This window comes from Halorubrum rutilum, assembly GCF_024494565.1.
This window is the reverse complement of the sequence record NZ_JANHDN010000001.1, coordinates 555190-580394: the sequence shown is the minus strand read 5'-3', so window position 1 is coordinate 580394 and position 25205 is coordinate 555190. Positions and strand designations below refer to the sequence as shown.

23 protein-coding genes and 1 tRNA gene are annotated in these 25205 nt (G+C 68.7%); 15 read left to right on the top strand and 9 right to left on the bottom strand.

Going from position 1 to position 25205, the window contains the following annotated elements; all coding sequences use genetic code 11:
- Positions 1-404: 404 nt before the first annotated feature.
- The 4 genes from NO900_RS03085 to NO900_RS03070 all read left to right on the top strand — a co-directional run bounded on the left by NO900_RS03085 (position 405) and on the right by NO900_RS03070 (position 2834).
- A complete protein-coding gene (locus NO900_RS03085; RefSeq protein ID WP_256407741.1) occupies positions 405-1397 on the top strand; it encodes a DUF7983 family protein in 993 nt (330 codons plus the stop codon).
- On the top strand, positions 1394-1744 hold the full coding sequence (locus NO900_RS03080) for a calcium-binding protein (RefSeq protein WP_256407740.1): 351 nt from the start codon (positions 1394-1396) through the stop codon (positions 1742-1744). The genes NO900_RS03085 and NO900_RS03080 overlap by 4 nt, the downstream gene beginning before the upstream one ends.
- 126 nt (positions 1745-1870) lie before the next feature.
- Positions 1871-2431 (top strand): hypothetical protein, encoded by a 561-nt coding sequence (locus tag NO900_RS03075; RefSeq protein ID WP_256407739.1) that lies wholly within the window; start codon positions 1871-1873, stop codon positions 2429-2431.
- A 319-nt stretch (positions 2432-2750) separates the two neighbouring features.
- Positions 2751-2834 (top strand) — tRNA-Leu (locus tag NO900_RS03070).
- A gap of 679 nt (positions 2835-3513) precedes the next feature.
- Here NO900_RS03070 and NO900_RS03065 read toward each other — a convergent pair.
- Complete coding sequence (locus tag NO900_RS03065; protein ID WP_256407738.1) at positions 3514-3894, bottom strand: hypothetical protein; 381 nt, start codon at positions 3892-3894, stop codon at positions 3514-3516.
- A gap of 186 nt (positions 3895-4080) precedes the next feature.
- On the opposite strand from NO900_RS03065, the gene NO900_RS03060 reads away from it, so the two are divergent.
- The 7 genes from NO900_RS03060 (at position 4081) to NO900_RS03030 (ending at position 12916) form a co-directional block, all read left to right on the top strand.
- Positions 4081-5409 (top strand): outer membrane protein assembly factor BamB family protein, encoded by a 1329-nt coding sequence (locus tag NO900_RS03060; protein ID WP_256407737.1) that lies wholly within the window; start codon positions 4081-4083, stop codon positions 5407-5409.
- A gap of 116 nt (positions 5410-5525) precedes the next feature.
- Positions 5526-7181, top strand: coding sequence for a CTP synthase (pyrG, locus tag NO900_RS03055; protein WP_256407736.1), 1656 nt, complete (start codon positions 5526-5528; stop codon positions 7179-7181).
- Complete coding sequence (gene guaA / locus NO900_RS03050; RefSeq protein ID WP_256407735.1) at positions 7182-8099, top strand: glutamine-hydrolyzing GMP synthase; 918 nt, start codon at positions 7182-7184, stop codon at positions 8097-8099.
- Positions 8099-8521, top strand: coding sequence for a DUF7126 family protein (locus tag NO900_RS03045; protein ID WP_256407734.1), 423 nt, complete (start codon positions 8099-8101; stop codon positions 8519-8521). Before guaA ends, NO900_RS03045 begins: the two co-directional genes overlap by 1 nt.
- Before the next feature lie 105 nt (positions 8522-8626).
- The gene (locus NO900_RS03040; RefSeq protein WP_256407733.1) at positions 8627-9934 is read left to right on the top strand and encodes an acetamidase/formamidase family protein; all 1308 of its coding nucleotides are present in this window, start codon (positions 8627-8629) and stop codon (positions 9932-9934) included.
- A gap of 102 nt (positions 9935-10036) precedes the next feature.
- The gene (gene lhgO, locus NO900_RS03035; protein ID WP_256407732.1) at positions 10037-11245 is read left to right on the top strand and encodes an L-2-hydroxyglutarate oxidase; all 1209 of its coding nucleotides are present in this window, start codon (positions 10037-10039) and stop codon (positions 11243-11245) included.
- Positions 11246-11443: 198 nt separating this feature from the next.
- A complete protein-coding gene (locus NO900_RS03030; protein ID WP_256407731.1) occupies positions 11444-12916 on the top strand; it encodes an acetyl-CoA hydrolase/transferase C-terminal domain-containing protein in 1473 nt (490 codons plus the stop codon).
- 85 nt (positions 12917-13001) lie between these two features.
- Here NO900_RS03030 and NO900_RS03025 read toward each other — a convergent pair whose 3' ends face one another.
- From NO900_RS03025 to NO900_RS02990, 8 genes are all read right to left on the bottom strand, one after another.
- The gene (locus tag NO900_RS03025) at positions 13002-13244 is read right to left on the bottom strand and encodes a hypothetical protein (RefSeq protein WP_256407730.1); all 243 of its coding nucleotides are present in this window, start codon (positions 13242-13244) and stop codon (positions 13002-13004) included.
- On the bottom strand, positions 13241-15232 hold the full coding sequence (locus NO900_RS03020; RefSeq protein ID WP_256407729.1) for a TRAP transporter permease: 1992 nt from the start codon (positions 15230-15232) through the stop codon (positions 13241-13243). The genes NO900_RS03025 and NO900_RS03020 overlap by 4 nt, the downstream gene beginning before the upstream one ends.
- An 83-nt stretch (positions 15233-15315) precedes the next feature.
- On the bottom strand, positions 15316-16464 hold the full coding sequence (locus NO900_RS03015; protein WP_256407728.1) for a TAXI family TRAP transporter solute-binding subunit: 1149 nt from the start codon (positions 16462-16464) through the stop codon (positions 15316-15318).
- Between the two features lie 111 nt (positions 16465-16575).
- Positions 16576-17007, bottom strand: coding sequence for a universal stress protein (locus NO900_RS03010; RefSeq protein WP_256407727.1), 432 nt, complete (start codon positions 17005-17007; stop codon positions 16576-16578).
- Positions 17008-17068: 61 nt separating this feature from the next.
- Positions 17069-17890, bottom strand: a complete 822-nt coding sequence (locus NO900_RS03005; RefSeq protein WP_256407726.1) for a fumarylacetoacetate hydrolase family protein — start codon at positions 17888-17890, stop codon at positions 17069-17071.
- A gap of 57 nt (positions 17891-17947) precedes the next feature.
- Positions 17948-18295, bottom strand: a complete 348-nt coding sequence (locus tag NO900_RS03000) for a cupin domain-containing protein (protein WP_256407725.1) — start codon at positions 18293-18295, stop codon at positions 17948-17950.
- Positions 18292-19080, bottom strand: a complete 789-nt coding sequence (locus NO900_RS02995) for an SDR family oxidoreductase (RefSeq protein WP_256407724.1) — start codon at positions 19078-19080, stop codon at positions 18292-18294. Before NO900_RS02995 ends, NO900_RS03000 begins: the two co-directional genes overlap by 4 nt.
- Before the next feature lie 63 nt (positions 19081-19143).
- On the bottom strand, positions 19144-20478 hold the full coding sequence (locus tag NO900_RS02990) for a nickel pincer cofactor-dependent isomerase, group 22 (RefSeq protein WP_256407723.1): 1335 nt from the start codon (positions 20476-20478) through the stop codon (positions 19144-19146).
- Between the two features lie 126 nt (positions 20479-20604).
- On the opposite strand from NO900_RS02990, the gene NO900_RS02985 reads away from it, so the two are divergent.
- The 4 genes from NO900_RS02985 to NO900_RS02970 all read left to right on the top strand — a co-directional run bounded on the left by NO900_RS02985 (position 20605) and on the right by NO900_RS02970 (position 25190).
- Complete coding sequence (locus NO900_RS02985) at positions 20605-21714, top strand: mandelate racemase/muconate lactonizing enzyme family protein (RefSeq protein WP_256407722.1); 1110 nt, start codon at positions 20605-20607, stop codon at positions 21712-21714.
- Positions 21715-21742: 28 nt separating this feature from the next.
- Positions 21743-22960 (top strand): mandelate racemase/muconate lactonizing enzyme family protein, encoded by a 1218-nt coding sequence (locus tag NO900_RS02980; RefSeq protein WP_256407721.1) that lies wholly within the window; start codon positions 21743-21745, stop codon positions 22958-22960.
- Positions 22961-23041: 81 nt separating this feature from the next.
- Positions 23042-23905 carry a dihydrodipicolinate synthase family protein gene (locus tag NO900_RS02975; protein WP_256407720.1) on the top strand — a complete coding sequence of 288 codons (864 nt, stop codon included), beginning with the start codon at positions 23042-23044 and terminating at the stop codon, positions 23903-23905.
- 112 nt (positions 23906-24017) lie between these two features.
- Positions 24018-25190, top strand: a complete 1173-nt coding sequence (locus NO900_RS02970; protein WP_256407719.1) for an acyl-CoA dehydrogenase family protein — start codon at positions 24018-24020, stop codon at positions 25188-25190.
- Positions 25191-25205 lie beyond the last annotated feature (15 nt).

Below are 25205 nucleotides of genomic sequence, written 5' to 3'. Positions count from 1 at the left end.
ATTGTTACCCACTACGGTACGACTGTTGAGTGCTACCAGTTTAGATAACCATAGGTAATTCTGACCTCCTGAAGGCGACTCTGCTATCAGAAACGCCAGACACCGCGCCGTTGACCCGGGTCCCGAAACCGGCACGGGTCTACACGTCGGAGTCGGCAACCCGGAGCCGTACTTGACGGCGCTGGTAGCAGGGTCGGTCTGCATAATCTCTACTCTCAGACGCTAAAACGAATTAATTCGAGCGAATCAGCATTTCTCTATTATATTGTGTTAAGACGCCGGACCCGTATCCCTCGAATTAAATCGGTAAAGGGACTGTATTGCCTGATTAGGGGCACATCCGTTCGCTTCGGTAGTCCTGACTCGGAGCAAGGTTTAGCGTGCTTCCCCCGCGAACACGACGTATGCCTTTCAGTGTCACCTGGCACACGCTCTTGGACGAACTCGACGACCTCCCCGAGGGGTCGACACTCATCACGCCGCTATCGAATGACCGCTTTCGCGTCAACGACGTACAAGAACAACGGGTCATCATCGAGTTTCTCGACCGCGACATCGACGAAACGCGTCCACTTCAGCGCGACCAGTTCGAAACGCTATACCGGCATATAACCGACGAGCCGGGGGGTTTCGAGCTTGACCGCCTGCCGCCCGACGGTGACCCGTATCCCGCCGTGCTGAGTCTTCATCCGCGCTTCGAGGTCGACGAAGACGCCGGGGTCATCACCAAAACCGAGGGACCAACCTCGACGCAACTGCTCGACGGTGAGCCAGACACCGACGAGGAACGAACCGAACCCGAGGGGCTGGACGTGTATGCGGACGCTCTCCTACTCATCGACGCGCTTGAACGCCACGACGTGGCCGACCTCCCCGAGATGGAGACGGACGCGCTGGTGAATCTCTACACCCTGCTCTCGGACGTACAGCGGGACGCCAACGACCTCCGCAAGGACGTGGCTGACGTACTGTTGAATCGCCTCCACCACGACCGTCCGGTAAGTGGGCCGTTCGGCTCCGTCCAGCGCACGACACGGCGGAACCGCTCGCTCAAGGACGACGAGGAAGTGCTGGCGGTCCTCGAAGACGCGGGTATCGACCGCGAGCGCGTGCTGGGAGTCGACCGCGACAAAGTAGACGACGCACTCGACGTGACGGAACTCTCCGAAAGCGACGTGTACGACATCGAGGAGAGTGAGTACGTCCGCAAGGCGGAGGTTGACGAGGAACGCAAGGAGACGCGCCTCCAAGGTCTCAAAGACCAACTCGCGGCCACCGAAGGCGAGGAAGCCGAGGAACTCCGCGACGAGATAGAAGAGCTTGAGAGTCGCATCGAGGAGTTGACCGAGTTCAAATCGGGGGCGTCGTTCCACACGCGGGCTGGCGGTGAGCCATGACCGAGCGAGACGAGGAACGCGAGGAGCGCATCGAGATGCGAGTCATCGTCGATGCCTACACCGTCGAGGAGCAAGCCTACGGCTGGCACGCCTACCTGGACGACTTGATTGACTTCCCCTTCGAGGCGCGGTGTACCACCGAACGGGAGGAATCACCGCTGAAGGAAGGTGAGACAGTACGCGTCGTCGGAATGTCGTCGACGGAGCCGACGCTCAGCCAGCAGTACGTAACCGTCGAGTGGATGGACCGCGAACTCGGCGTTCCACTGGAGCAACTGGAACCCGTGAATGTCGATGACGACACGAAGCAAGCCATCGAGGACTGGTATTACTGGCTCGAACGTTGACTGGGATGCCGGTTTCTCGCCCGGCCCGTGTAACTACGTTCCGTGAGACTGATGGGATTCACCGGAGCCGACCTGCCGTCAACTCCGTCGAAACCGTTGTGACCGCGTAGGCCCTGGTTTCATCTAATGCCGGTCAGCGTCGAGGTGACGCCGCGTTACGTCCGCCGTGCTCGACAAATCAGTCAGGAGCGGATGGGCTCGTTCGAGGATAATGATGAGTGGTATAGTGACGCGGGCGAACAGGGGTGGGGACATGAAGCTCACAAGCGCCACTTCATCGGTGCTCTGGGAGAAATGGCGTTTGCCATCTACTACGACCTTCAGGTCGACACAGAAACGTTCTCTCGGACAGACGGTGGTTCAGACTTCCGGGTTCGGTTTGCTGAGCGGGACGCCTCCGATGAAACGGTAGAAGTCGATGTCAAGTGCTCACCGGCTGAGAATCCCGACCTGATTGTGGAGACGGATAGCGTCGATGCTGACTACTACGTACAGTGTCGTCTTCCGCATGGACCCCCAGAGAACGACGAGCGAACCACTGTCGAGATGTTGGGCGGAGCGACCAAGGAGATGCTACTCAACCGAGAGCCACGGAGGTCACTGAAGTATGGGCACTACAACTACCACGTCGGTCCAGAGTATCTCCTGGAGTTACCCCCACCCGGTGCTGTTCAACCGATAGAGTAGTCGCGCAGGACTGCTCGACGCTGTACTGATTCACCCCTCAAAACGTCGATTTTGCAGGTCCGTCATTTTCGTTCGACCCCGCTCAACCCTCAAAATGTCCGGTCGAAATCCGTCCCCGACGGCACCGGGTTGGGACCCTGCTGAGGCCCCAAAACGTCAGTCTCACTTGGTCCGTGGACGTGGAATCTTTATTACAGCATGACCCAAAACGTCGGTCGCGGGTCCGTCAAAACCTGACGGTGGAACGAGGACATATCGCCTCCGTATGGCGATTCAATCCGAAAGGGCTTACACAGACAACCATCAAGAAAACACGCGTGCGAGGGTAGCCAAGCCTGGAAACGGCGGCGGACTCAAGATCCGCTCCTGTAGAGGTCCGTGGGTTCAAATCCCTCCCCTCGCATGAGCGCGTCACAGCGCGCGAATGCACAAGCGGGAGGATTCGAATCAGGGAGCGCCTCCGGCGCGACCGTGGTTCAAATCCCTCCCCTCCCCTCGCATCGCCGGGGTCCACCCCCCGTGATGCGGGAAGACGCTCTCGGAGCGCTCTTCCCTCGCAAAACTTCATCCGAAACCCGAACAGTGACGGCTAGGAAGCCGGATGATACACGATGCGGTGGCGCGCGCCTCCGAGCGGCCGCCGGTGGCGGCCGCGAAGGAGCGCGTGCGAGGGAGTCGGTCGTCCGAAGCAACGCGGAAGACGACCGACGAGGCTGGGGAGGCGTGAGGCTTCGGTTGTGGTGCGGTCGGGTGAGACTCAAAGGGGCAGTCGCGAGGGCGACTTAGGCGACGAAAGCACCGCAAGGAGCGAGCAGCGCGAGCGACTGAGGAGCGCAGCGAGCGTAAGTCGCCCTCGCGGCTGGGGCTTTGGAGGGTTTCACCGGTAATCCGGTGTCAATCGCGTCTGGCCGAGCGGCTGGGGCTTTGGAGGGTTTCACCGGTAATCCGGTGTCAATCGCGTCTGGCCGAGCGGCTGGGGCTTTGGAGGGTTTCACCGTCGGTCCGTGCTCATCTATCTATAACCAAGCGGTCGTGATCTCGGAGCCGTTCACTGCCGATCCGCAACCGTCTACTCAGACATCCTATACCCGCTCCGAAAGCGCGAGTCCGGCGAAGGCGACGACGGCCAACCGGACGCCGACGCCGACGGCGGAGCCGACCCCGGCGACCGCGTTCACGAGGACGGGCCTCGGATCGAGGACGAACAGCAGCGCGGCGCTCGCGCCGAGGTACGCGACCGCGGCGACGACGCCCGTCGCGAGCACGGTCGCTCCGTCGCCCTCGGTCGAGCCCCGTCGCCCGACCGCGACGGTGACGCCGAGCAGGAGGCCGTAGATCAGGACGAACGAGACGAACCGTCCGCCGACCGCGTACAGCGCGACGCTCTCCGGCGACGGGTTCGGTATCGACGACCCGACGATCAGGGGCGGGAGGCGATGCGTCACGGCGACCGCGACCGCCACGACCGCGGCGACCGCGGGCGGGACCGGGACCAGTTCATACCGACCGAGCGGTGCGGCCGCGACCCACGAGTGCCTTTCGCTCCGGGCGCGCTCTCCCGCCCCCTCGTCGCCGCACCGCCCCCCGTCGCCGCACCGCCGCGCCGCCGAGCGACACGGCTTTTTACCCTCACCCGCGAATCGCTACCCATGACCGAACGAACGCGTCGCGACTGGCTCCGGATCGCCGGCGGCGTCGGCGTCGCGGGGCTCGCCGGATGCAGCTCGCTCGGAGACGACCGGTCGACCGACGGGACCGACTCGCCCGACGGCGACGTCGAGTCCGACTTCGAGGGCGTCGACCTCCCGCTGGCCCTCGACGACCGCCCGCAGTCGCCGGACGGCCTCGCGACCCAGTTCCGGCAGGGGCTCCGGAACCACGGCCACATCGACGCGACGATCCCCGAGGCCGTCGAGGTGGCGTGGAGCGTGCCGGCGAACCGCGGCGACCACACCGCCTCGAAGGGGAGTCCGATACGGGCGCCGTCGGGCGACGTCCTCCTCGCCGACGACACGGGCCGGATCCAGTCGATCGCGTCCGACGGGACCGTGACCTGGTCGACCTCGATCTCCGACGACGACCGCGGGAGCCACGGCACCCCCGCGGTCGCCGACGGCACGGCCTACGTGGGGACCTACGACGGCGTCGTCTCCGCGGTCTCTGTCGCGGACGGCGAGGTCCTGTGGCAGACCGAGGTCGGCGACGCGGCGGCCGCCAGCCCGACCTACCACGAGGGCCGGCTGTACGTCGCCGTCGAGTACGCGACGCCGAGCGGGACCGTCGTGATCATGGACGCCGAGAGCGGCGAGGTGGAGTGGCGCGACGACCGGCCGACCGACCACCCGCACTCGACGGTCGCCGTCGACCTGGAGCGCGACCGCTTCCTCTTCGGCTCGAACGACGGCCACGTCTACGCGTGGTCGCTCTCCGACCGCGAGCGGGCGTGGACGTTCGACACCGGCGGCGACGTCAAGGCCCCGATCGCGGTCTGCCGCGGGATCGCGGTCGTCCCGTCGTGGGCCGGCACCGTCACCGCCGTCGACGTCGCGGACGGCACGGGGCTCTGGGAGTTCGAGACCGACGAGAGCGTCTCGCCGACGGACGACCCCGACCCGGGCCGGACGGGCGGGGTCATGTGCGCGCCCGCCGTCCACGACGGGACGGTCTACGTCGGGAGCCACGACAGCAGCGCCTACGCGATCGACCTGGCGACCGGCGAGGAGCTGTGGTCGACCCCGACGGGCGGGTGGATCACGGGGAGCGTGACCGCGACGAACGACCACGTGCTCGTCGGCTCGTACGACGCGAACCTCTACGCGCTCGACCGGGCGGACGGCTCGGTGACCTGGTCCGTCGAGGGTCGGGGCGACGTGAGCAGCGCGCCGCTCGTCGCCGACGGCGCGATATACTACGCCGAGCGCGCCCCGGAGGAGTCGGACGAGGCCGGGCTGTGCTACAAGCTCGTCGCGGCCGACTGACGCGGCCGGCTCGGCGCTCGGGTCCCCGGGCTGCCGACCCCCGCGAGAACGTCACGAACGTCCAGTCGAAACGGTGGGTCCGAAACGGTTTTGCCGGCCCCTGACGGACGGTCGATATGCCAACGGATCCCGACACAGGGTACGACCCGTCGCTGGGTCGGAAGTTCGTGTTCGTCACCGGCGGCGTCATGTCCGGGCTGGGGAAGGGGATCACCGCCGCCAGCACCGGGCGGCTCCTCGCGAACGCGGGCTTCGACGTCACCGCGGTGAAGGTCGACCCCTATCTCAACGTCGACGCCGGGACGATGAACCCCTACGAGCACGGCGAGGTGTACGTGCTCAAGGACGGCGGCGAGGTCGACCTCGACCTGGGCAACTACGAGCGCTTCCTCGGGACCGACATGACGTTCGACCACAACGTCACCACGGGGAAGACGTACCAGCACGTCATCGAGCGCGAGCGCGCCGGCGACTACCTCGGCAAGACCGTCCAGATCATCCCCCACGTCACCGACGACATCAAGCGACGGATCCGCGAGGCGGCCGAGGGCTCCGACGTCTGTCTCGTCGAGATCGGCGGGACGGTCGGCGACATCGAGTCGATGCCGTTCCTCGAAGCCCTGCGCCAGTTCGCCCACGAGGAGGACGACGAGGACATCCTCTTCACCCACGTCACCCTCGTCCCCTACTCGAAGAACGGCGAGCAGAAGACGAAGCCGACCCAGCACTCGGTGAAGGAGCTGCGGTCGATCGGCCTCCAGCCCGACGTCCTCGTCGGGCGCTGCGAGGACCGGCTGGACCCCGCGACGAAGGAGAAGATCGCCCTCTTCTGTGACGTGCCCACCGACGCCGTCTTCTCGAACCCCGACGTCGAGGACATCTACCACGTCCCGCTGATGGTGGAAGACGAGGGGTTGGACGAGTACGTGATGGAGCGGCTCGGCCTCGCCGACGAGGCGCTCCCGAAGGCGGAGCGCTCGACCGAGTGGCGCGAGCTGGTCACCCGCGACCGGGACCGCGAGCTCGACGTCGCCCTCGTCGGCAAGTACGCCCTCGAAGACGCCTACATGTCGATCCACGAGGCGCTGAAACACGCCGGGATCCAGACCGGCACCGAGGTGAACGTCCTGTGGGTCGACGCCGACGAGACCCGCGAGGAGCACGAGGCGCGGCTCGCGTCGGCGGACGCGGTCGTCGTCCCCGGCGGCTTCGGCTCCCGCGGCACGGACGGGAAGATCGAGGCGGTCCGGTACGCCCGCGAGAACGACGTGCCCTTCCTCGGGCTCTGTCTCGGCTTCCAGATGGCGGTCGTCGAACACGCGCGCAACGTCCTCGGCCTCGACGGGGCACACTCCGCCGAGATCGACCCCGACACGCCACACCCCGTCATCGATCTCCTCCCCGACCAGTACGAGACGGAGGACATGGGCGGGACGATGCGGCTCGGCGCCCACGAGACCGACATCGAGCCCGGCACGCTCGCGGCGCGGGTGTACGACGCCGACGCCTGCACGGAGCGCCACCGCCACCGCTACGAGGTGAACCCCGAGTACATCGACGCGCTGGAGGCCGACGGGCTGACCTTCTCCGGGCGCGCCGACAACCGGATGGAGATCCTCGAACGCCCGGACCACCCGTTCTTCTTCGGGACGCAGGCGCATCCCGAGTTCCGCTCGCGCCCCGACCGCGCGAGCCCGCCGTTCGTCGCGCTCGTGGAGGCGGCGCTGGGATCGACGGACACAACCGAGCGGAACGCGGACGTGAGGCTATAGATGGTCGAGACGGAGGCGTTCATCGACGAGGCGATAGCGGAGATCCGGGCGGCGATCGGCGACGCGAACGCCGTGATCGCCCTGTCGGGCGGCGTCGACTCCTCGGTCGCGGCGACGCTCGCGTACGAGGCGGTCGGCGACCAGCTCACCCCCGTCTACGTCGACACGGGGCTGATGCGCAAAGGGGAGACCGAGGAGATCCGCGACACGTTCTCGTTCATGGAGTCGCTGCGGGTGATCGAGGCGCAGGACCGCTTCTTCGACCGACTGGCGGGCGTCACCGACCCCGAGGAGAAGCGCCACGTCATCGGCGAGGGGTTCATCGACGAGTTCGAGACGGTCGCGCGCGACGTCGACGCCGACTACCTCGTGCAGGGGACGATCTACCCCGACCGCATCGAGTCGGAGGGGAACATCAAGTCGCACCACAACGTCGGCGGGCTCCCCGAGGTCGTCGACTTCGAGGGGATCGTCGAGCCCGTGCGCGACCTCTACAAGGACGAGGTCCGCGAGGTCGCCCGCGAGCTCGGCCTCGAAGCGATCATCTCCGAGCGCATGCCGTTCCCCGGCCCCGGGCTCGCCGTCCGCATCGTCGGCGAGGTGACGCCCGAGAAGGCCGACGTCGCCCGCGAGGCGACGCACGTCGTCGAGGAGGAACTGGTGGAGTACGACCCGTGGCAGGCGTTCGCCGCGGTCCTCGGGAAGGCGACGGGCGTCAAGGGCGACAACCGCGTCCACGGCTGGGTCGTCGCCGTGCGCTCGGTCGAGAGCCGCGACGGGATGACCGCCCGCGCACAGGAGCTCGACTGGAGCACGCTCCAGCGGATCCAGAGTCGGATCACCGGCGAGAACGAGGACGTCGCCCGCGTCGTCTACGACGTGACCCACAAGCCGCCCGCGACGATCGAGTACGAGTGATGGCGGGCCAGTCACTCCCCCGCCCCGACGGCGGTCGCACCGAGGGCGACCGCGCCGCCGAGCCCGCCACCGACGGGGGCGCGCTCGCCGTCGTCGCCGGCCCCGACGAGCACGGCCTCGGCGAGGAGCTCGCCGCGCTCGGCGTCGCGGTCCGCCGGATCGACGGGCTCGTCACCGCCGACGCGCTCGCCGACGCTGGCATCGCCGAGGCCGCCTACTTCGTCCTCACCGACGTCGAGGAGGCGACCGGGATCCCGATCGCCAAGGAGCTGAACCCGGACGCCCTCGCCGTCACGTACGCCGAGCGGTCGCTGCCGGAGTTCGTCGCCGGCGTCGCCGACCTCGCGGTCGACCCCGCCCTGATGGACGCCGCGACGGTCGCCGAGGAGCTGGTCGACGGCGCCGCCGACCGCGCGGCGTAGCCGGCCTGACCGGTCGCGTTCGCCCGGTCTGAGACCGGTCGCACGCTCACCGCTCCTTCCGCGAGCAGTAGCGTTATTTCGGTCTCGCACGTAGGATGATATGGTATGTCACAGCAGGAAGTGAGCGAGGAGCTGTACGTCGATCAGTACACGCTCGGGCTGGTGGGGCCCGACCAGGAGTGGGCCGGAACCGTCGCCGACGGCGGGACGATACGGACGTACACGCCGCCGGGGTGTTGGGGGCCGATGGTCACCCCCTCGTTCCGGGGCGGCCACGAGGTGACGCGGCCGATCCGCGTCGAGGGCGCCGAGGTCGGCGACGCCGTCGCGATCCGCATCCGCGACGTGGAGGTGACGAGCATGGCGACGAGCACGGGGTCGATGGCCGAGCGCGAGGAGGCGTTCCGCGACGACCCGTTCGTCGACCACCGCTGTCCCGAGTGCGGGACGACGTGGCCCGACTCGGTCGTCGAGGGGACCGGCGAGGACGCGATCCGCTGTGCCGAGTGCGGCGCCAACGCCTCCTCGTTCGGCTTCGAGTACGGTTACACCGTCGCGTTCGACCACGAGAACGCGGTCGGCGTCACGCTCGACAAGGAGGGCGCCCACGAGCTCGCGACCGACGCCGACGAGGTGATGGACATCCCCGAGAACTCCCGCCAACACCCGATCCTCCTCTACGAGCCCGACGGGATGCCCGGCACGCTCGGTCGCCTCCGGCCCTTTATCGGCAACATCGGGACGACGCCGCCCGTGACGATGCCCGACTCGCACAACGCGGGCGACTTCGGCCAGAGCCTGATCGGCGCCGACCACGACTACGGGGTCGAGACGGAGGCGGACCTCGAACAACGCACCGACGGCCACATGGACATCCCGGAGGTCCGGCCGGGCGCCACCCTGATCTGCCCCGTCGCCGTCGACGGCGCGGGGATCTACGTCGGCGACCTCCACGCGAACCAGGGGGACGGCGAGCTCTCGCTCCACACCACCGACGTGAGCGGCACCGTCACCATGGACGTCGAGGTGATCGAGGGGCTCGACCTCGACGGCCCCGTCCTGCTCCCGAACGAGGCGGACCTCCCGTTCATCAGCGCGCCGTACACCGAGGCGGAGCGCGAGGCCGGCCGCGAGCTCGGCGCCGAACACGGCGTCGAGACCGAGACGGAGATGGCGCCGATCCAGGTGGTCGGCTCCGGCGCCACCGTCAACGACGCCACCCAGAACGCCTTCGACCGCGCGACGAAGCTGCTGGACATGAGCGAGGGCGAGGTCCGGGGGCGCTGCACGTTCACCGGCGGCGTCCAGATCGGGCGGCTCCCGGGCGTCGTCCAGCTCGACATGCTGGCGCCCCTCGATGTCCTCGAAGCGCGCGGCCTCGACGACCTGGTCCGCGAGCAGTACGACCTGTAGCGTCGTCGGCGGGTCGCCGGCGGGTCGCCCGTCTCCGACGCCGCCCTCGCCTGCCCCGAACGGCACCTATATCACACCGCTCCCGGATCCGTCGGACGACCAATGATGCGCCACGACGTCGCCATCGTCGGCGGCGGCTGCGTCGGACTGTCGGTCGCCAAACACCTCGCCGAGCGCACCGACCTCGACGTCGCCGTCTTGGAGAAGGAGCACCACCTCGCCTCCCACCAGAGCGGCCGGAACTCCGGCGTGCTCCACCCGGGGTTCAACTACCCGCCGGGCTCGAAGAAGGCGCGGTTCGCCACGGAGGGGACCGCCCGCATGAAGGCGTACTGCGAGGAGCACGACGTCCCCTGCGAGGAGCTGGGCGTCCTCGTCGTCGCGACGGACGACGAGGAGGCGGCGCGGCTTGACGACCTCGCCGAGCAGGCCGAGGCCAACGGCGTCGCCTACGAGCGGCTCGACTCCCGCGAGGCGATCCGCGCGCACGAGCCGCACGCGGAGGGTCAGGCGGCGTTCCGCGCCCCGGAGGCCGCCTCCGTCGACTCGGAGCAGTACGTCTACGCGCTCGCCCGCGAGGCCCGCGACCTCGGGGTCACGATCTACACCGGCTACGAGGTCTCCCGGATCGAGGAGGCGGCCGAGGGGTACCGGCTCGCGACGAGCAACGGTCGGTTCGAGGTCCCGTACCTCGTCAACGCCGCGGGGCTCCACGCCGACACGCTGGCCCACCAGGTCGGCGTCGGCGAGGAGTACCAGGTGGTCCCGTTCCGCGGCGAGTACTACGAGGTGCGGCCCGAGCGCGCCGACCTCTGCGAGACGATGATCTACCCGACGCCGAACCCCGAGCTCCCCTTCCTCGGCGTCCACTACACCCGCCGCACCGACGGGAAGGTGATCGTCGGCCCGAACGCGGTGCTCGCGTTCGGCCGCGAGGCGTACGACAACACCGACGTGAACCCCCGCGAGCTGCTGGAGACGCTCACCTACGGCGGCTTCCGGCGCCTGCTCGCCTCGCCGCTGATGCTTTCGGTCGCGTGGGCGGAGCTGAACAAGTCGTACCGCAAGGAGAAGTTCGCGACGGCGTCACAGAAGCTCGTGCCCGACGTGCGCGCCGAGGACCTTCAGAAGAGCTACGCCGGGATCCGCGCCCAGCTCGTGAGCGAGGACGGCGACCTGGTGAAAGAGCCGCTGTTCGTCGAGCGCGAGGACGCCGTCCACGTCCTCAACGCCGTCTCCCCCGGGCTCACCTCCTCGCTGCCGTTCGGCGAGCACATCGCGGAGCGGCTCGCGGCGAAGGTGACGGTTTAAGTCCCGGCCGTCCGACGTTGCGACCGCCACTCGCCGGGCGCCGCCGTCGGGCTCACCGCTCCCGCGCGGCGCGTCCCTCGCGTTCGACACCATGACACCCCACGCGTTCACCCCGACTCGCGGCGGCCGCATTCGGGCCGCCACCGACGGTCGCACCGCCCCGAGCCAGCGCCCGACGTCGCCGCCGCGAGGGCGCCGATGAGCCGCGGGCCCGACCGGCGGCCGGTCGAGGACCGGCTCCGCGGCGACCTCCCGATCGTCGACGCGGAGACCGCCGCCGCCGCGCTCGACGCCGACGCGACGGTGCTCACGAGCGGCTTCGGCAGCGTCGGCTACCCGAAGGCGATCCCGCTGGCGCTGGCGTCGTCGCCCCGCGACCTGTCGCTCACGCTCGTCGCCAGCGGGAAGGTCGGCGACGAGATCGACGTCGAGCTGGTCGGCTCCGGGGGGGTCGAGCGCCGCTTCTCCTACCAGTCGTCGCGGGTCGCCCGCGAGAAGACCGACGCCCGCGAGGTCGCCTTCAGCGACCGCAACGCCTCCTCGATCGGCGACGAGGTCCAGTACGGCGGGCTCGTCGACCCCGACGTGGCGGTCGTCGAGGCGGTCGCGGTCGGCGAGGGCTGGTTCGTCCCGTCCACGTCGCTCGGGCAGGTCCCCGCGTTCGTCGAGGCCGCCGACGAGCTGTACGTCGAGCTGAACCGCCACCAGCCGCTCGAACTCCAGGCGCTCCACGACGTGTACCGGCCGGACGCGCCGCCGGACCGCGAGCCGATCCCCCTCACCGACCCCGGCGAGCGCATCGGGACCGCACACGTCGCGTTCGACCCCGCGAAGCTCGCCGGGGTCGTCGAGACGGAGCGGCCCGACTCGACGTACACCTTCCGGGACCCGACCGACGACGACCTCGCGATCGCCGCCAACCTGGGTGAGTTCCTCCGGGGGGAACTGGAGCGCTCCCCGGTCTTCGACGACGCCGTCCACCTCCAGTTCGGCGTCGGCTCGCTCGGCAACGCGCTGATGGGCGAGCTGCAGGCGCTCGACTTCGGCGACCGCGACGTGGTGTACTTCGGCGAGCTCATCCAGGACGGCCTCTTCGACATGCTCGACGCCGGGGGACTGGAAGCCGCGAGCGCGACGTCGCTCGCGCTCACCGACGAGGGCCAGGAGCGCCTCTTCGACGACGTCGAGCGCTACGCCGAGGACGTGGTGCTCCGGCCGGCCGACGTCTCGAACCACCCGGGACTCATCGACCAGTTCGGCGTGATCGGCGTGAACAGCGCGATCGAGGTCGACCTCTACGGGAACGTCAACTCCACGCACGTCCGCGGCGAGCGCATGATAAACGGCGTCGGCGGCTCGGCCGACTTCAACCGGAACTCCCTGATCACGGTGTGCGCGCTCCCCTCGACGCTGAACGACGGCGCCGTCTCGCGGGTCGTCCCGCAGACGTTCCACGTCGACCACACCGAGCACGACGTCGACGTCTTCGTCACCGAGCAGGGCGTCGCCGACGTGCGCGGGCTCTCGCCGGTCGAGCGCGCGGAGCTGATAATCGAGCGCTGCGCGCACCCCGAGTTCGCGCCGGAGCTGCGGTCGTACCTCGACGACGTCTGCGAGCGCGAGTACCACATCCCGCAGGACGTCGAGCGCGCGGCGGAGTGGTTCGAGTGAGCTCGGCCCCACCGGTTTCCGCGGTCGCGTCCGCAGTGAGCAGCGCCGCGAGCGAGCGGGGGAGCGTCGACCGGTCGGCCGGCGGCTACAGGCTGACGCCGCCGCCGGCGAAGTAGAGTAGCACCCACCAGCCGTACCCGACGGCCAGCGCGATCGCCGTCAGTATCTCCAAGGCCGTGACGTAGGTGTCGCTGTGGGTTCTGCGGAACTCCTGAATCAGCTCGATGCGGCGCCAGACCGGCAGCAGCGGATCCGGAATCACCTCTGCGAGGCCGCCCACGTCGGACGTGTCGACCTGGTCTTCGGGCGCCTCTCTGCTCGGGCTCATTGTTTCACCTCTCTGGTGAACGGGTTCTTGAGCCCGCGGACCATCACCTTCTCAGCGAGGAAGACGGCGGTGAAGACGACGATGCCCGCGACCTTCGCGAGCACCATCGGGTACGTCATGACGAGCACGCCGAGCACCGCGAGCGCGCTCCGGGTGAGGATCACGCGCCCGACGGACATCTCGAACGGGTAGTTCAGCCCGTAGATGATGGAGATGGCGCCCATCACGACCAGGAGACCGGTGAAGAGCGTGTTGAGGCCCGGGGACATCGAGATCAGGGCGGGGTTGTAGACGAACGCGACGGGGAGGACGAACAGCGGCGCGGCGATTTTCAGCGCCGCTCCGCAGGTCCGCCAGAAGTTCGCCTCCGCGATGCCCGCCGCGACGACGGCCGCCGTCGCCACCGGCGGCGTGATGCCCGCCAAGATGGCCGCGTAGAACATCGTGTAATGAGCGGTGATCTCCGCGACGCCGAACTCGGAGACGAACGTGGGGACGATGAGGATAGCCACGATGACGTAGGCGGCCACCGTCGGCATCCCGACGCCCATCACGATGGCGACGGCCATCCCGAGCAACACCGCGAACAGCAGGACGCCGCCGGAGAGGTTGATCATCAACAGCGCGATCTTCGCGGGCACGCCGGTCGTCGAGAACAGGTTCACGACGCCGCTGATGACCACGAGGATGATGGCGATGGGCGCGAGGATGATGGCGCCTCGCCGGAAGCCGTGAATCGTGTTCTTGATCTGCGTGACGAACTCCGAGACCGGCGAGACGTCCGACCCGTCGACGAGCCGCTGGAGCGGCGGCATCAGAACGCCCGTGAGCATCATCGCGAACACGGTGTACATCGCCGACGTCATCACCGTGTACTGGGCGAAGCCGAGGTAGTAGATCAGGACGCCGAACGGGATGCCGAATCGGAGCGCCTCGGCGACCTTCTCGTTGCGCGAGAGCGTCTCGTCGAAGAACTCCGAGAACTCCATGTCCTGGTCGCTGGAGTCGCTGATCGCGGTGTAGTGGACCGCGATGGCGATCGACGCGACCAGGATCGCCGCGGGAACCAGCCCCGCGACGACGATGTTGAGGTACGCCACGCCGAGGTACGACGCCATCACGAACGCGGAGGCGCCCATGACCGGCGGGAGCACCTGTCCCGCGGTCGAGGCGACGGCCTCGATGCCGGCCGCGCGGTGGCCGGACATCCCGCTCTCTTGCATCGTCGGAATCGTGAACGACCCCGTCATGGCGGCGTTAGCCGTGTACGAGCCGTTGATAGAGCCGATGACCGCCGAGGAGAGCACGGCCGTCTGTGCCACGCCCGAGCGGATGCGGCCGGCCGCGACGATGGCGAGCCGGAGGATCAGGTCGAACGCGCCGTACGCGAACAGCAGCCCGGCGTACAGGAGGAACGGCGCGATCCAGGACGCGGTCAGCTGCGTGAGCGAGCCGTAGAACCCGTACAGGTCCGTGACCGTCGCCTGGAGGAGGGTCAGCTGGTTCATTCCGGCGTGCCCGAGGACGCCCGGAACGGTGTCGCCGAACATCGCGTACAGCATCACGCCGATGACGAGCCCGAGGAACAGGTTCCCGAACTCGCGCCAGGTGAGATACAGCAGCGAGATGATGATGAGCCGCGCGAGCATGTACTCGTGCTCGCTGGCGAACCCCTGACGGAGGAGATACACCATCTCGAAGTTCAAGAAGAAGTAGAACGACGCCGTGATGAGCACGCCGGCCGACGGCAGCAACACTAATGCGTCTATCCGGCTGCCTTCTTCAAGCGATTCGCGGGTCTCGTTGAGGGCGTACACCGTCATGATGCCGCCGACGAACAGCACGCCGTACCTGACCGTCGACCACTGCTGGGTTGACGCCCACCAGAGGACGACCGTCCAGAACAGGACGGCCGTGAGCGTGACGCTGACGTCGAGACCTCGTATCCATCCCGCGGGACCGGTCTGCCGTTCGGATTGTGTAGCCATGTTTGGGTATCGGTTTGTTTGTCGTAAAATATTAATATTAGTTGGATCCCGGTTCGCCGGTCAGAACGACGCCTCGGGAGGGGTTACGCCGTGTCGCCCTCTTGGAGGCTGTCGTCCCAGGCGTCGTTGTCCCTGTAGTACTGGACGGCACCGGGGTGGACCGGGATGCGCTCCTGCGCGTAGCCGAGCATCTCCTCGGCGGAGTCGTAGTTGTTGAACTGCTCTTCACCGTTGTTGACGACGTCGTTGTGCTCGTGAACGACGCGGCAGAGCTCGTAGACGGCGTCCGGGTTGGCCTCGGGGTTGAACGTGTAGTTGACCTCGAGGTCCCAGGTGAACACCTCGTCGGTGCCGATGTCCGTGCCCGCGATCTGCCAGTCGCTGTAGGACGTCCGGGTCGTGCCGGCGCCGGCGTACGACTCCGCGGACTCGATGAGCGCGTCCGTCGGCTCGACGTAGGTGAGATCGACGCGGGAGGCCATCTCCTGAACGAAGCCGGTGTACCGAACACCGGGTGCGCCGTACGCGATGGACGCGTCGATGGTGCCCTCCTCCATCGCGCCGGGCGCGTCGCCGACGCCCATGTTCTGGATGTTCATCTGGTCGTACACGTCCGCGGTCGGGTCTTGCGACCAGACGTCGAGGGTCGTCGCGCGCGTCGAGTACCCCGGCTCGGCGGGGTAGACGTTCGCGCCGGCGAGGTCGTCGAACGTCTCGATGTCCGTGTCGGCGCGGGCGACGACGTAGATGCTGTACGGGAACGCGCCGAACCCGTACTGTGGAATTCGGGACACCGACTGCTCGGAGAACCGGCCGCGGTCGTCGAGCGCCTTGTTGAGGGAGTTGTTGTCGGTGATGCCGGCGTTGAACTGGTTCTGCGCCATCCGATAGATGGTCCCGATGTAGCCCGGACTCTCGATGGTCGAGTAGTCGAGAATGTCGCTCTCCTGGCTCACCGCGCGCTCGACCGCGAGGCCGACGTCCTGTGTCCCCCCGGCCGATGTCCCCACGCGCAGCGAGAGGTTCTGGCTTCCGTCGTCGCCGTCCTCGCCGTCGGAGCCGTCGTCGCCGTCCATTCCGTCGCCGCCGTCGCCGCCGTCGGAGCCGTCCGATCCGTCGGAGCCGTCGGATCCGTCGCCGCCGTCGCCGCCGCTACAGCCGGCGAGTCCGGCGATACCTACCGCGCCCGTACCGTACAGGAACCTGCGTCGATTAACTGAGTTATCTGCCATGCTCAATCCTGACATTGCGGTCGATGATTAACAAGGTATCTGTTTGTTTCAGTTTAAACCGAAGGAATACTCCACCTCGTGAAAACCGTCGAACACGTTGCGTGCGTCGGTCTACTCTTCGAGGATCACCGTCACGGGTCGGTCGGCCGCGAGCAGCACCGACTGGGTCGTGCTCCCGAACAGCATCTTCCCGGTCGGGCTCCGACGGCGACCGCTCATCGTGATATTGTCGACGTCGAGCTCGGCCGCGACCTCGATGATCGTCTCCGCGGGGTCGTCGCCGTGCTCGCGCCGCCTGGTCGTCTCCACGCCGGCCTCGGTCAGTCGGTCTTCGACCGCGTCGACGCTCTCGGGGTAGTTCTCCTCGTTCCACACGTCCTCGGAGTCGACGCGCCCGCCCTCGCCGCTGACCTCGAACCCCTCGTAGACGTTGAGGATCACCGCCTCGACCTCGTCGGCGGCGTTCGGCAGCGAGGCGACGGCGTCCGCCGCGGCCAGCACGTGGTCGACGTCTCCGCCGACGGGGAGCAGTACGCGGTACATACCGGCACCTAACCGAACAACGGGTAATAAAGATGCCTGCCGGCGCCGGGAGCCGAGCCCCCTACCGGGTCACGGGCGCCTCGGCGGTCCCGATCGACTCGACGACCGCTCGCACCTCGTCGCCGGGGTCGATGGGCGCTGCGCCGGGCGTCCCCGTGCTGAACAGGTCGCCGGGTTCCAAGGTCATCACGTCGGCGTGGAACGAGACGATCTCCGCCGGCGGGAACAGCATGTTCCGGACCTCGTTCTCGGCCCGCACCTCGCCGTTGACCTCGGTCCGCACCGAGAGCGGTTCGAGGTCGAGCGGCCCCTCGGGCACCGCGAGCGCGGCGCCCGGCACGAGGAACGTGTCGTAGCTCTTCGCCCGCGTGAGGAAGCGCGGGTTCCGCTGGAGCACGTCCTCGGCCGTCATGTCGATCACGGGGAGGAACCCCGCGACCACGCTATCCACGTCGGCCTCGTCGACGCCGCGGCACGTCCGCCCCATCACGACGGCCAGCTCCGCCTCGGCGGTCACCCGCTCGCTCTGCGAGACCGGCGGCAGGCGGATCGGCCCGCCCGGCCCCGTCAGGACCGACGACGGCTTCATGAAGCTCGCCGGCTCCTCCGGACGCCGCTCGTCGAGGTCGCCCGCGTGCGCCTCGTAGTTCAGCCCGATCCCCCACAGCTTCCCGAACGATTCGAGGGGCGCGCCGAACGACAGGTCCGCGGCCGGCACGGGGTCGGCGGTCGCGTCGGCGACGTCGCCCAGGTCGCCCGCGGCCGCCCGGGGCAGCGCGTCGCGGACGGCGTCCAGGTCGGGTTCGACCGCGCCGAGGGGGACGTACCCCTCGTCGCCGCCGAGCAGTGGGTCGCCGGTCGCCGTGCGCGCGAGGTACTTCATCGCTCGCTCGCCCCGCGTTCCGCGCTCGCTCCGCGTCCCGCGTTCGCTCCGGTCATCTCACTCCTCGCGGTCCGTCCAGAAGTCGAACGAGCGCCCGGGCGCGAACACGTCGAGCCCGACCGCGCGCTCGTCGCCGGTGTTCTCCACCCGGTGGGTCTCGTCGGACTCCAGGAGCACGGAGTCGTTCTTCTCCAGCGTGACCTCGCCGTCCTCGGTCGCGACCGTGAGCTCGCCCTGCAGGCAGAGGCACACCTGCTCGTTCTCGTGGTCGTGCATCGGCGAGCTGTGGCCCGGCGGCTTCTCGAACCACTCGAAGGAGAACCGATCGCTGCCCGCCATCGACACGCGCCGCCACCCCTCCTCGGGCTCGTACGTCTCCGCCTCGTCGAACGCGACCGGCCTCATAGGTTCGCTCCGGTCGAGCCCCCGTCGATCGGGAGGGCCGTCCCGTTGATGTACCCCGACTTCGGCGACGAGAGGTACGCGACGGTGTCGCCGAGCTCCATCGGGTCGCCGATGCGCTCCAGCGGATTCTGCGCCCAGTCGTCGAGCCCCTCGTCGTAGGAGTCGTAGTCGCCGCGCTCGACGGCGGCCTCGACGAGGTCGCGGATCCGGCTCGTCTCGTGGGGGCCGGGCAGGACGGCGTTCGCGCGTACCTCCGGCGCGAACTCCTTCGAGAGCGTCTTCTCCAGCCCGATGACGCCCATCCGGACGGCGTTCGACAGCACGAGGCTGTCGATGGCCTCCTTCACGCTCCGCGAGGTGATGTTGACGATCGTGCCGCCGTCGCCCTCCTTGAGGTGGGGGTACGACTCCCGCGCCAGCCGGACGACGCTCATCACGAGCAGGTCGTAGGCGTGCTGCCAGTCCTCGTCGTCGGTGTCGAGGAAGGCGCCCGAGGGCGGGCCGCCCGCGCTCGTCACGAGGTGGTCGATCGTCCCGAACTCGTCGACCGTCGCCTCGACTAGGGCCGCGACCTCGTCGGCGTCGGTCAGGTCGGCGGGCTGCGCGACGACCTCGCCCGTCGCGACCGCCTCGACCTCCTCTTTCGCGGCCGCGAGTCGCTCCTCGTCGCGGCCGTTGATGACGACGTCCGCGCCCTCTCGGGCCAGCGCCTTCGCCGATGCCTTGCCGAGTCCGCTGGACGACGCCGTGACGAGGGCCGCGTTCCCGTCGATCTGTAGGTCCATGTCTCACCCATCCCCAGTGCGGCGTGAAAACGTTTCCCTACAGGCAAGGGGACGGCCCCGTCCTCAGGCGTCCGGATCGCTCGCGTCCGGACCGTCCGCCGATTCCGTCTCGAACCCGGCCGTCCCGTCCTCGAACCCGACCGCCTCGCGGCCGACGACCGTCGCCGCCTCGGGGAGGTCGTCGACGACGGCGTCGGAGACGCGGAGCTCCCCGAGGTCCTGCGTGTTCCGGATCCAGACGATCCGGACGGTCTCGGGGTCGTAGCCGCCGAGCGCCGCCAGCGCGGTCCGGAGCGCGAACTCGTCGTCGGGCGCCACCACCGGGAGCTTCGACTTCGCGAGCGACCCGCTCGTGAGCGCGTTCGCGTACGTCTTCTTCAGGTCCAGCTGGTCGACCGCGCTCTTCCGGGTGAGGTCGGCGAGCCCGATCCCGTTGCCGTTCCCCTTCGTCGCCTCGGTCAGCCCTCGGACGTAGATGAGGTCGATATCGGGGGTCTCGGGGTCGGGCGCGTTGAGGACGCGGTAGCGACCGATGACGTTCGTGTCCATCCCGGCGCCCGAGACCTCCTTGCCGATCTCGTCGACGACGAGGAGGTCGACGTCGTCGACCGGGAGCGTCGGCATCTCGTCGTAGGCGCGCTCCAACAGCTCCGGCTCGCGGTCGAGGAACGACCCCGCGGGGACGGACTCCAGGTGGCCGATCTCCTCCTCGAAGTTCTCGACCAAGGCGATCCCGCCGACCAGCGCGGTCTCGCGCTCGATCACGTCGAGCGCGGCCGTCAGCGCCTCGACGTACCCCTCGGCGATCGCCGTCGAGTGGAACGACTTCGCGCCGCGCTGCTTGCCGAGCCCGACGACGGTCATCTTCGCGAGCCCGCTCTCGACCGGCCCGGTGAAGTTGGTGTGGGCCTTCACGCGGTTGATCACGAGGACGGCGTCGGCCGCGAGCGCCGCCTCCGAGAAGTACACCGGGAGGTCGGCGTCGCCCACCGGGACCGTCGCCAGCTCCGCGGCCGCCATTCGGGCGTCGATCGGCGCGCCGACCGTCGCCTCCGTGATCCCGAGCGCCTCCAACACCTCGCGCTGCCCCTCGGGGGTCGCGCCGCCGTGGCTGCCCATCGCCGGCACCACCACGGGGTCGAGGCCGCGCTCGGCGACCCGGTCGACGACCGCCGCCGCGACCTCGTCGATCCGGTCGATCCCGCGGCTACCGACCCCGACGGCCACGGTCGCGCCCGCGGGGAGGCCGCCGAGGTCGAGGCCGTCGAGCGCCTCGCGCGCCGCCCCGACGGGGTCGTCGAGGCGCTCGGTCGCCGGCTCGTACCGCACTCGCGCGAACCCCGGGAGCGGCTGCGAGTCGATGAGCCCGTCGACGTCGGATCGGTCGGGGAACTCCATGTGGGGGCCCTCGCGCCGCCGACACAAAAGCTGCCGGTGGCCGGGCGCGTCGGGACCGGTGTCGCCGCGGTCGAGAGCATTGCCGATACAGCGGCCTACTTGTAGCCGTATCACGCCGCACCACCCATGGAGATCACCGAGGTCGAGTCGTTCCCGATCAAGCTGCCGCTGGAGTCGCCCGTCTCCTTCTCCAACCGGACGCTCACCTATCGGGACCACGCGATCACGTACGTGCGGACGGACACCGGCCACGAGGGGGTCGGCTACTCGCTGGGGTACGAGGGGGCCGGTCTCATCGCCGACGCGGTCGAGTCGCTGCTCGAACCGATCCTGGTCGGCGAGGACCCCCGCGACACCGAGCGCCTGTGGCACGAGATGTACGAGGGGAACGTCCAGATCGGCCGGACCGGGCTCTTCTTGCGCGCCATCTCCACCGTCGACATCGCGCTCTGGGACGTGAAGGCGAAGGCCGCGGGGATGCCGCTCCACAAGCTGCTCGGCGGGCACTCCGAGTCGGTCCCGTCGTACGCCAGCGGCGGCTACTACCGCGACGACAAGGGCCACGAGGCGCTCCGCGGCGAGATGCGGCGCTACCTCGACGAGGGCCACGACGTCGTGAAGATGAAGGTCGGACGCCTCTCGGCCGCGGAGGAGGCCGAGCGCGTCGCGGCCGTGCGCGACGAGATCGGCGACGACCGGACCCTCCTGCTCGACGCCAACGGCGTCTGGGAGTCGACCACGGAGGCGCTCCGCAACTGCCGCGAGTTCGCGCCGTACGACCCGTACTTCATCGAAGAACCCGTGATGATCGACCGCGTCGACACGATGGCCGAGGTGAACGACGGGATCGACTACCCCGTCGCCACCGGCGAGCTGGAGGGGACGCGGCACAGCTTCGCCCGACTCGCGGACACCGGCGCGGCGACGATCCTCCAGCCCGACGTCACCGTCTGCGGCGGGGTCACGGAGTGGCTGAAGATCGCGAACCACGCCTCGGCGTACGACGTCCCGATCGCGCCCCACTACAACTGGAACATCCACGCCTCCCTGCTCGGCGCCATCGAGAACGGCCTCTGGGTGGAGTACTTCTACCGGGACATGGACGTGAAGGCGTTCGACGACGTCGTCGCGGACCCCGTGAAACCCGGCGACGACGGCACCATCGAACTCCCCGACCGCCCCGGCCACGGCGTCCCGCTCGACAAAGACGCGCTGGAGCGGTTCAGAGACGACTGACCACGACGAATACCATTCAACGACACACATGCGAGACTACTCAGACCAGATCGACACCCGCGACCCGGACCGAGACGTACAGATCACCGGCCTCGACGCCTGCGTCGTCGAGGGGAACTTCGAGTGGAACCTGATCAGAGTGGAGACCGACGCCGGCGTCACCGGGATCGGCGAGGCGTACCGCGGCGGCGGCGTCCCGGAGCTCGTCGAGTACACGAACCGGTTCCTCGTCGGCGAGAACCCGCTCGACGTCGAGCGGCTGGTGCGGTACATCTTCCAGGAGATGTCGGGCCACGGCGGCACGACCGGGAAGGTCGTCACCGCGGCCTCCGGCATCGAGATCGCGCTGCTGGACGCGGCCGGGAAGATCCTCGGGCTCCCCGTCTACCAGCTGCTCGGGTCGAAGTACCGCGACGAGGTCCGGCTCTACTGCGACTGCCACGCCGGCGAGGCGTACGCGGTCGAGGACGGGGCGACCGCCTACGCCGACGCCGAGGCGTACTCCCCGGAGGCGTACGCCGCCGAGGCCGCCCGCGTCACCGACATGGGATTCGACGCGCTGAAGTTCGACCTCGACCTCCCCGCCGACAACGAGAACGACCCGTACAACGGGCGCCTGACGAACGCGGCGATCCGGGAGAAGCGGGAGATCGTCGCGGCGGTGCGCGACGAGATCGGCTACGACGTCGACCTCGCGTTCGACTGCCACTGGGACTACTCCGTCGAGAGCGCGAAGCGGCTCGCCCACGAGCTGGAGGCGTTCGACCTGATGTGGTTGGAGGACCTCATCCCGCCGGAGAACACCGACGCGCAGAAGGAGGTGACGAGGGCGACCCGGACGCCGGTGGCGACCGGCGAGAACCGGTTCCGCGTCTTCGAGCTGTCGGACCTGATCTACGAGCACGGCGTCGACGTGGTCACCCCCGACCCGACGACGGTCGGCGGGCTCACGGAGACGATGCGGATCGCCGACCGCGCCGAGGAGAACTACATGCCGATGTCCCCGCACAACGTCTGTAGCCCGGTGGGGACGATGGCCTGCGTCCACCTCGGCGCGGCCACGCCGAACTTCGACCTGCTGGAGTACCACGCGCTGGAGGTCGACTGGTGGGACGACCTGCTGGCGCGCGACGAGCCGCTGATCGAGGACGGTCGCATCGCGGTCCCCGAGGCGCCCGGGCTCGGGATCGAGCTCGACGAGTCGGTCGTCGAGGCGCACCTGCTCGACGGGACGACCGGGTTCTGACCGGCCGGGGCTCCCGGGTCCTCGATCGACCGCCCGCGCTCCGTCCTGTGAATATATACGTCCGGTCTGCGAGGCGTGCGTATGGACGGGATCGCACCCCCGCTCGTCACGCCGTTCGACGAGGACGGCGACGTCGATCACGAGCGGCTCCGCGAACTGGTCGCATGGGTCGAAGACCGGGGCGTCGATTTCATCGCGCCCTGCGGGTCCAACAGCGAGGCCGAACTGATGACGGCGGCCGAGCGCGCGGCCGTGGTCGAGACGGTCGCCGACGCGGCCTCGGTTCCCGTGGTCGCTGGAACCGGAAGTCCGGGGCTGAAGGAGACGCTTCAGGCGACGGAGAGCGCCGCGTCGGTCGGCGCCGACGCCGCGCTGGTCGTCACGCCGTTCTACTACTCGTTCGACCAGTCCGAACTGGAGGCGTACTTCACCGAGGTGGCGGACGCGTCACCGATCCCGATCTACCTCTACTCGGTCCCGGCGTACACCGACACGGTGATCGAGCCCGAAACGGTCGGGCGGATCGCGACCCACCCGAACGTCGCCGGGATGAAGGACTCGCAGGCGGACATCGCGGAGTTCGTCCGGACCCGCAGACGCGTCGAGGACGCGGCGTTCGACCTGTTGATCGGTAGCGCGAGCGTCCTCTCGCAGGCGCTCGACGCCGGCGGCACCGGCGGGATCAACGCCCTCGCGAACCTCTATCCGGAGCACCTCGCGGACGTCTACGAGACCCACCGGGACGACCCGGCGGCGGCGCGGGCGCTGAACGCGAGGCTCGTCGAGCTCAACACGGCCGTCACCGCGACGTACGGAATTCCCGGACTCAAGTGGGCGATGCGCTACCGCGGCGCGCCGGCCGGGCACAGTCGAACCCCCCACAGCCCCCCGTCCGACGACGCGCGCGACCACCTCGAAGCGCTCGTCGACGACTTACGGACGTGAGGCCCCGCGCGTTCTCGGCCGCGATCGGGTGGACCGCCCGGGCGCTTCGGGTCGAGGACGGGTGCCCCTCGATAACGATCACGATTATTATCGACCCCGTTCAAGCGCCCGTATGCTCGACTACTTCGACATGGAGTCGACCCTGACCGAGGAGGAGCGCCTGCTCGTCGACTCCGCCCGCTCGTTCATCGACGGCGAGGTCGACGACGTGGGCGACCACTGGATCGACGGGACGTTCCCCACGGATCTCATCCCGAAGATGGGCGAGATGGGGTTCTACGCGCCGAACCTCGACGGGTACGGCCTGCCGAACGTCAGCGAGCGGGCCTACGGCCTGCTGATGCGCGAGCTGGAGGCGTGCGACTCCGGGCTCCGGTCGATGGCGAGCGTGCAGGGCGCGCTGGTGATGTACCCGATCCACGCGTTCGGCAGCGACGAACAGAAGGAGGAGTGGCTGCCGAAGCTCGGCGCCGGCGAGGCGGTCGGCTGCTTCGGGCTCACCGAGCCGGAGCACGGGTCGAACCCCTCCGCGATGGAGACGCGCGCCGAGGCCGCCGGCGGGCGCGCGGGCGACGGCTACGTGCTGAACGGCTCGAAGACGTGGATCACGAACTCCCCGATCGCGGACGTCGCCGTCGTCTGGGCGAAGGACCGCACCGAGGACGGGGACCCCGTGCGCGGCTTCCTCGTCGAGACCGACCGCGACGGCGTCACGACGAACGAGATCGACGAGAAGCTCAGCCTGCGCGCGTCGATCACGGGCGAGATCGGCCTCCGGGACGTCCGCGTTCCCGCCGAGAACCGCCTCCCCGGCGTCGAGGGCATGAAGGGGCCGCTGTCGTGTCTGACCCAGGCCCGCTACGGCATCGCGTGGGGCGCGGTCGGGGCGGCGGCGGACTGCTTCGAGGTCGCCCGCGAGTACGCCACCGACCGCGAGCAGTTCGGCAGGCCGATCGGCGGCTTCCAGCTGCAACAGGAGAAGCTCGCCGAGATGGCGACGCAGATCACGCTCGCGCAGCTGCTCGCCCACCGGCTCGCCGACCTCAAGGAGGCGGGCGAGATGCGGCCGCAACACGTCTCCATGGCCAAGCGCAACAACGTCCGCACCGCCCGCGACCAGTCGCGGATCGCCCGCGAGATGCTCGGCGGCAACGGGATCACGGCCGACTACTCGCCGATGCGTCACATGGCGAACATGGAGACGGTGTACACCTACGAGGGCACCCACGACATCCACTCGCTGATCCTCGGCGAGGACCTCACCGGGCTGCAGGCGTTTCAGTAGCGCGGCTCGCTCCGT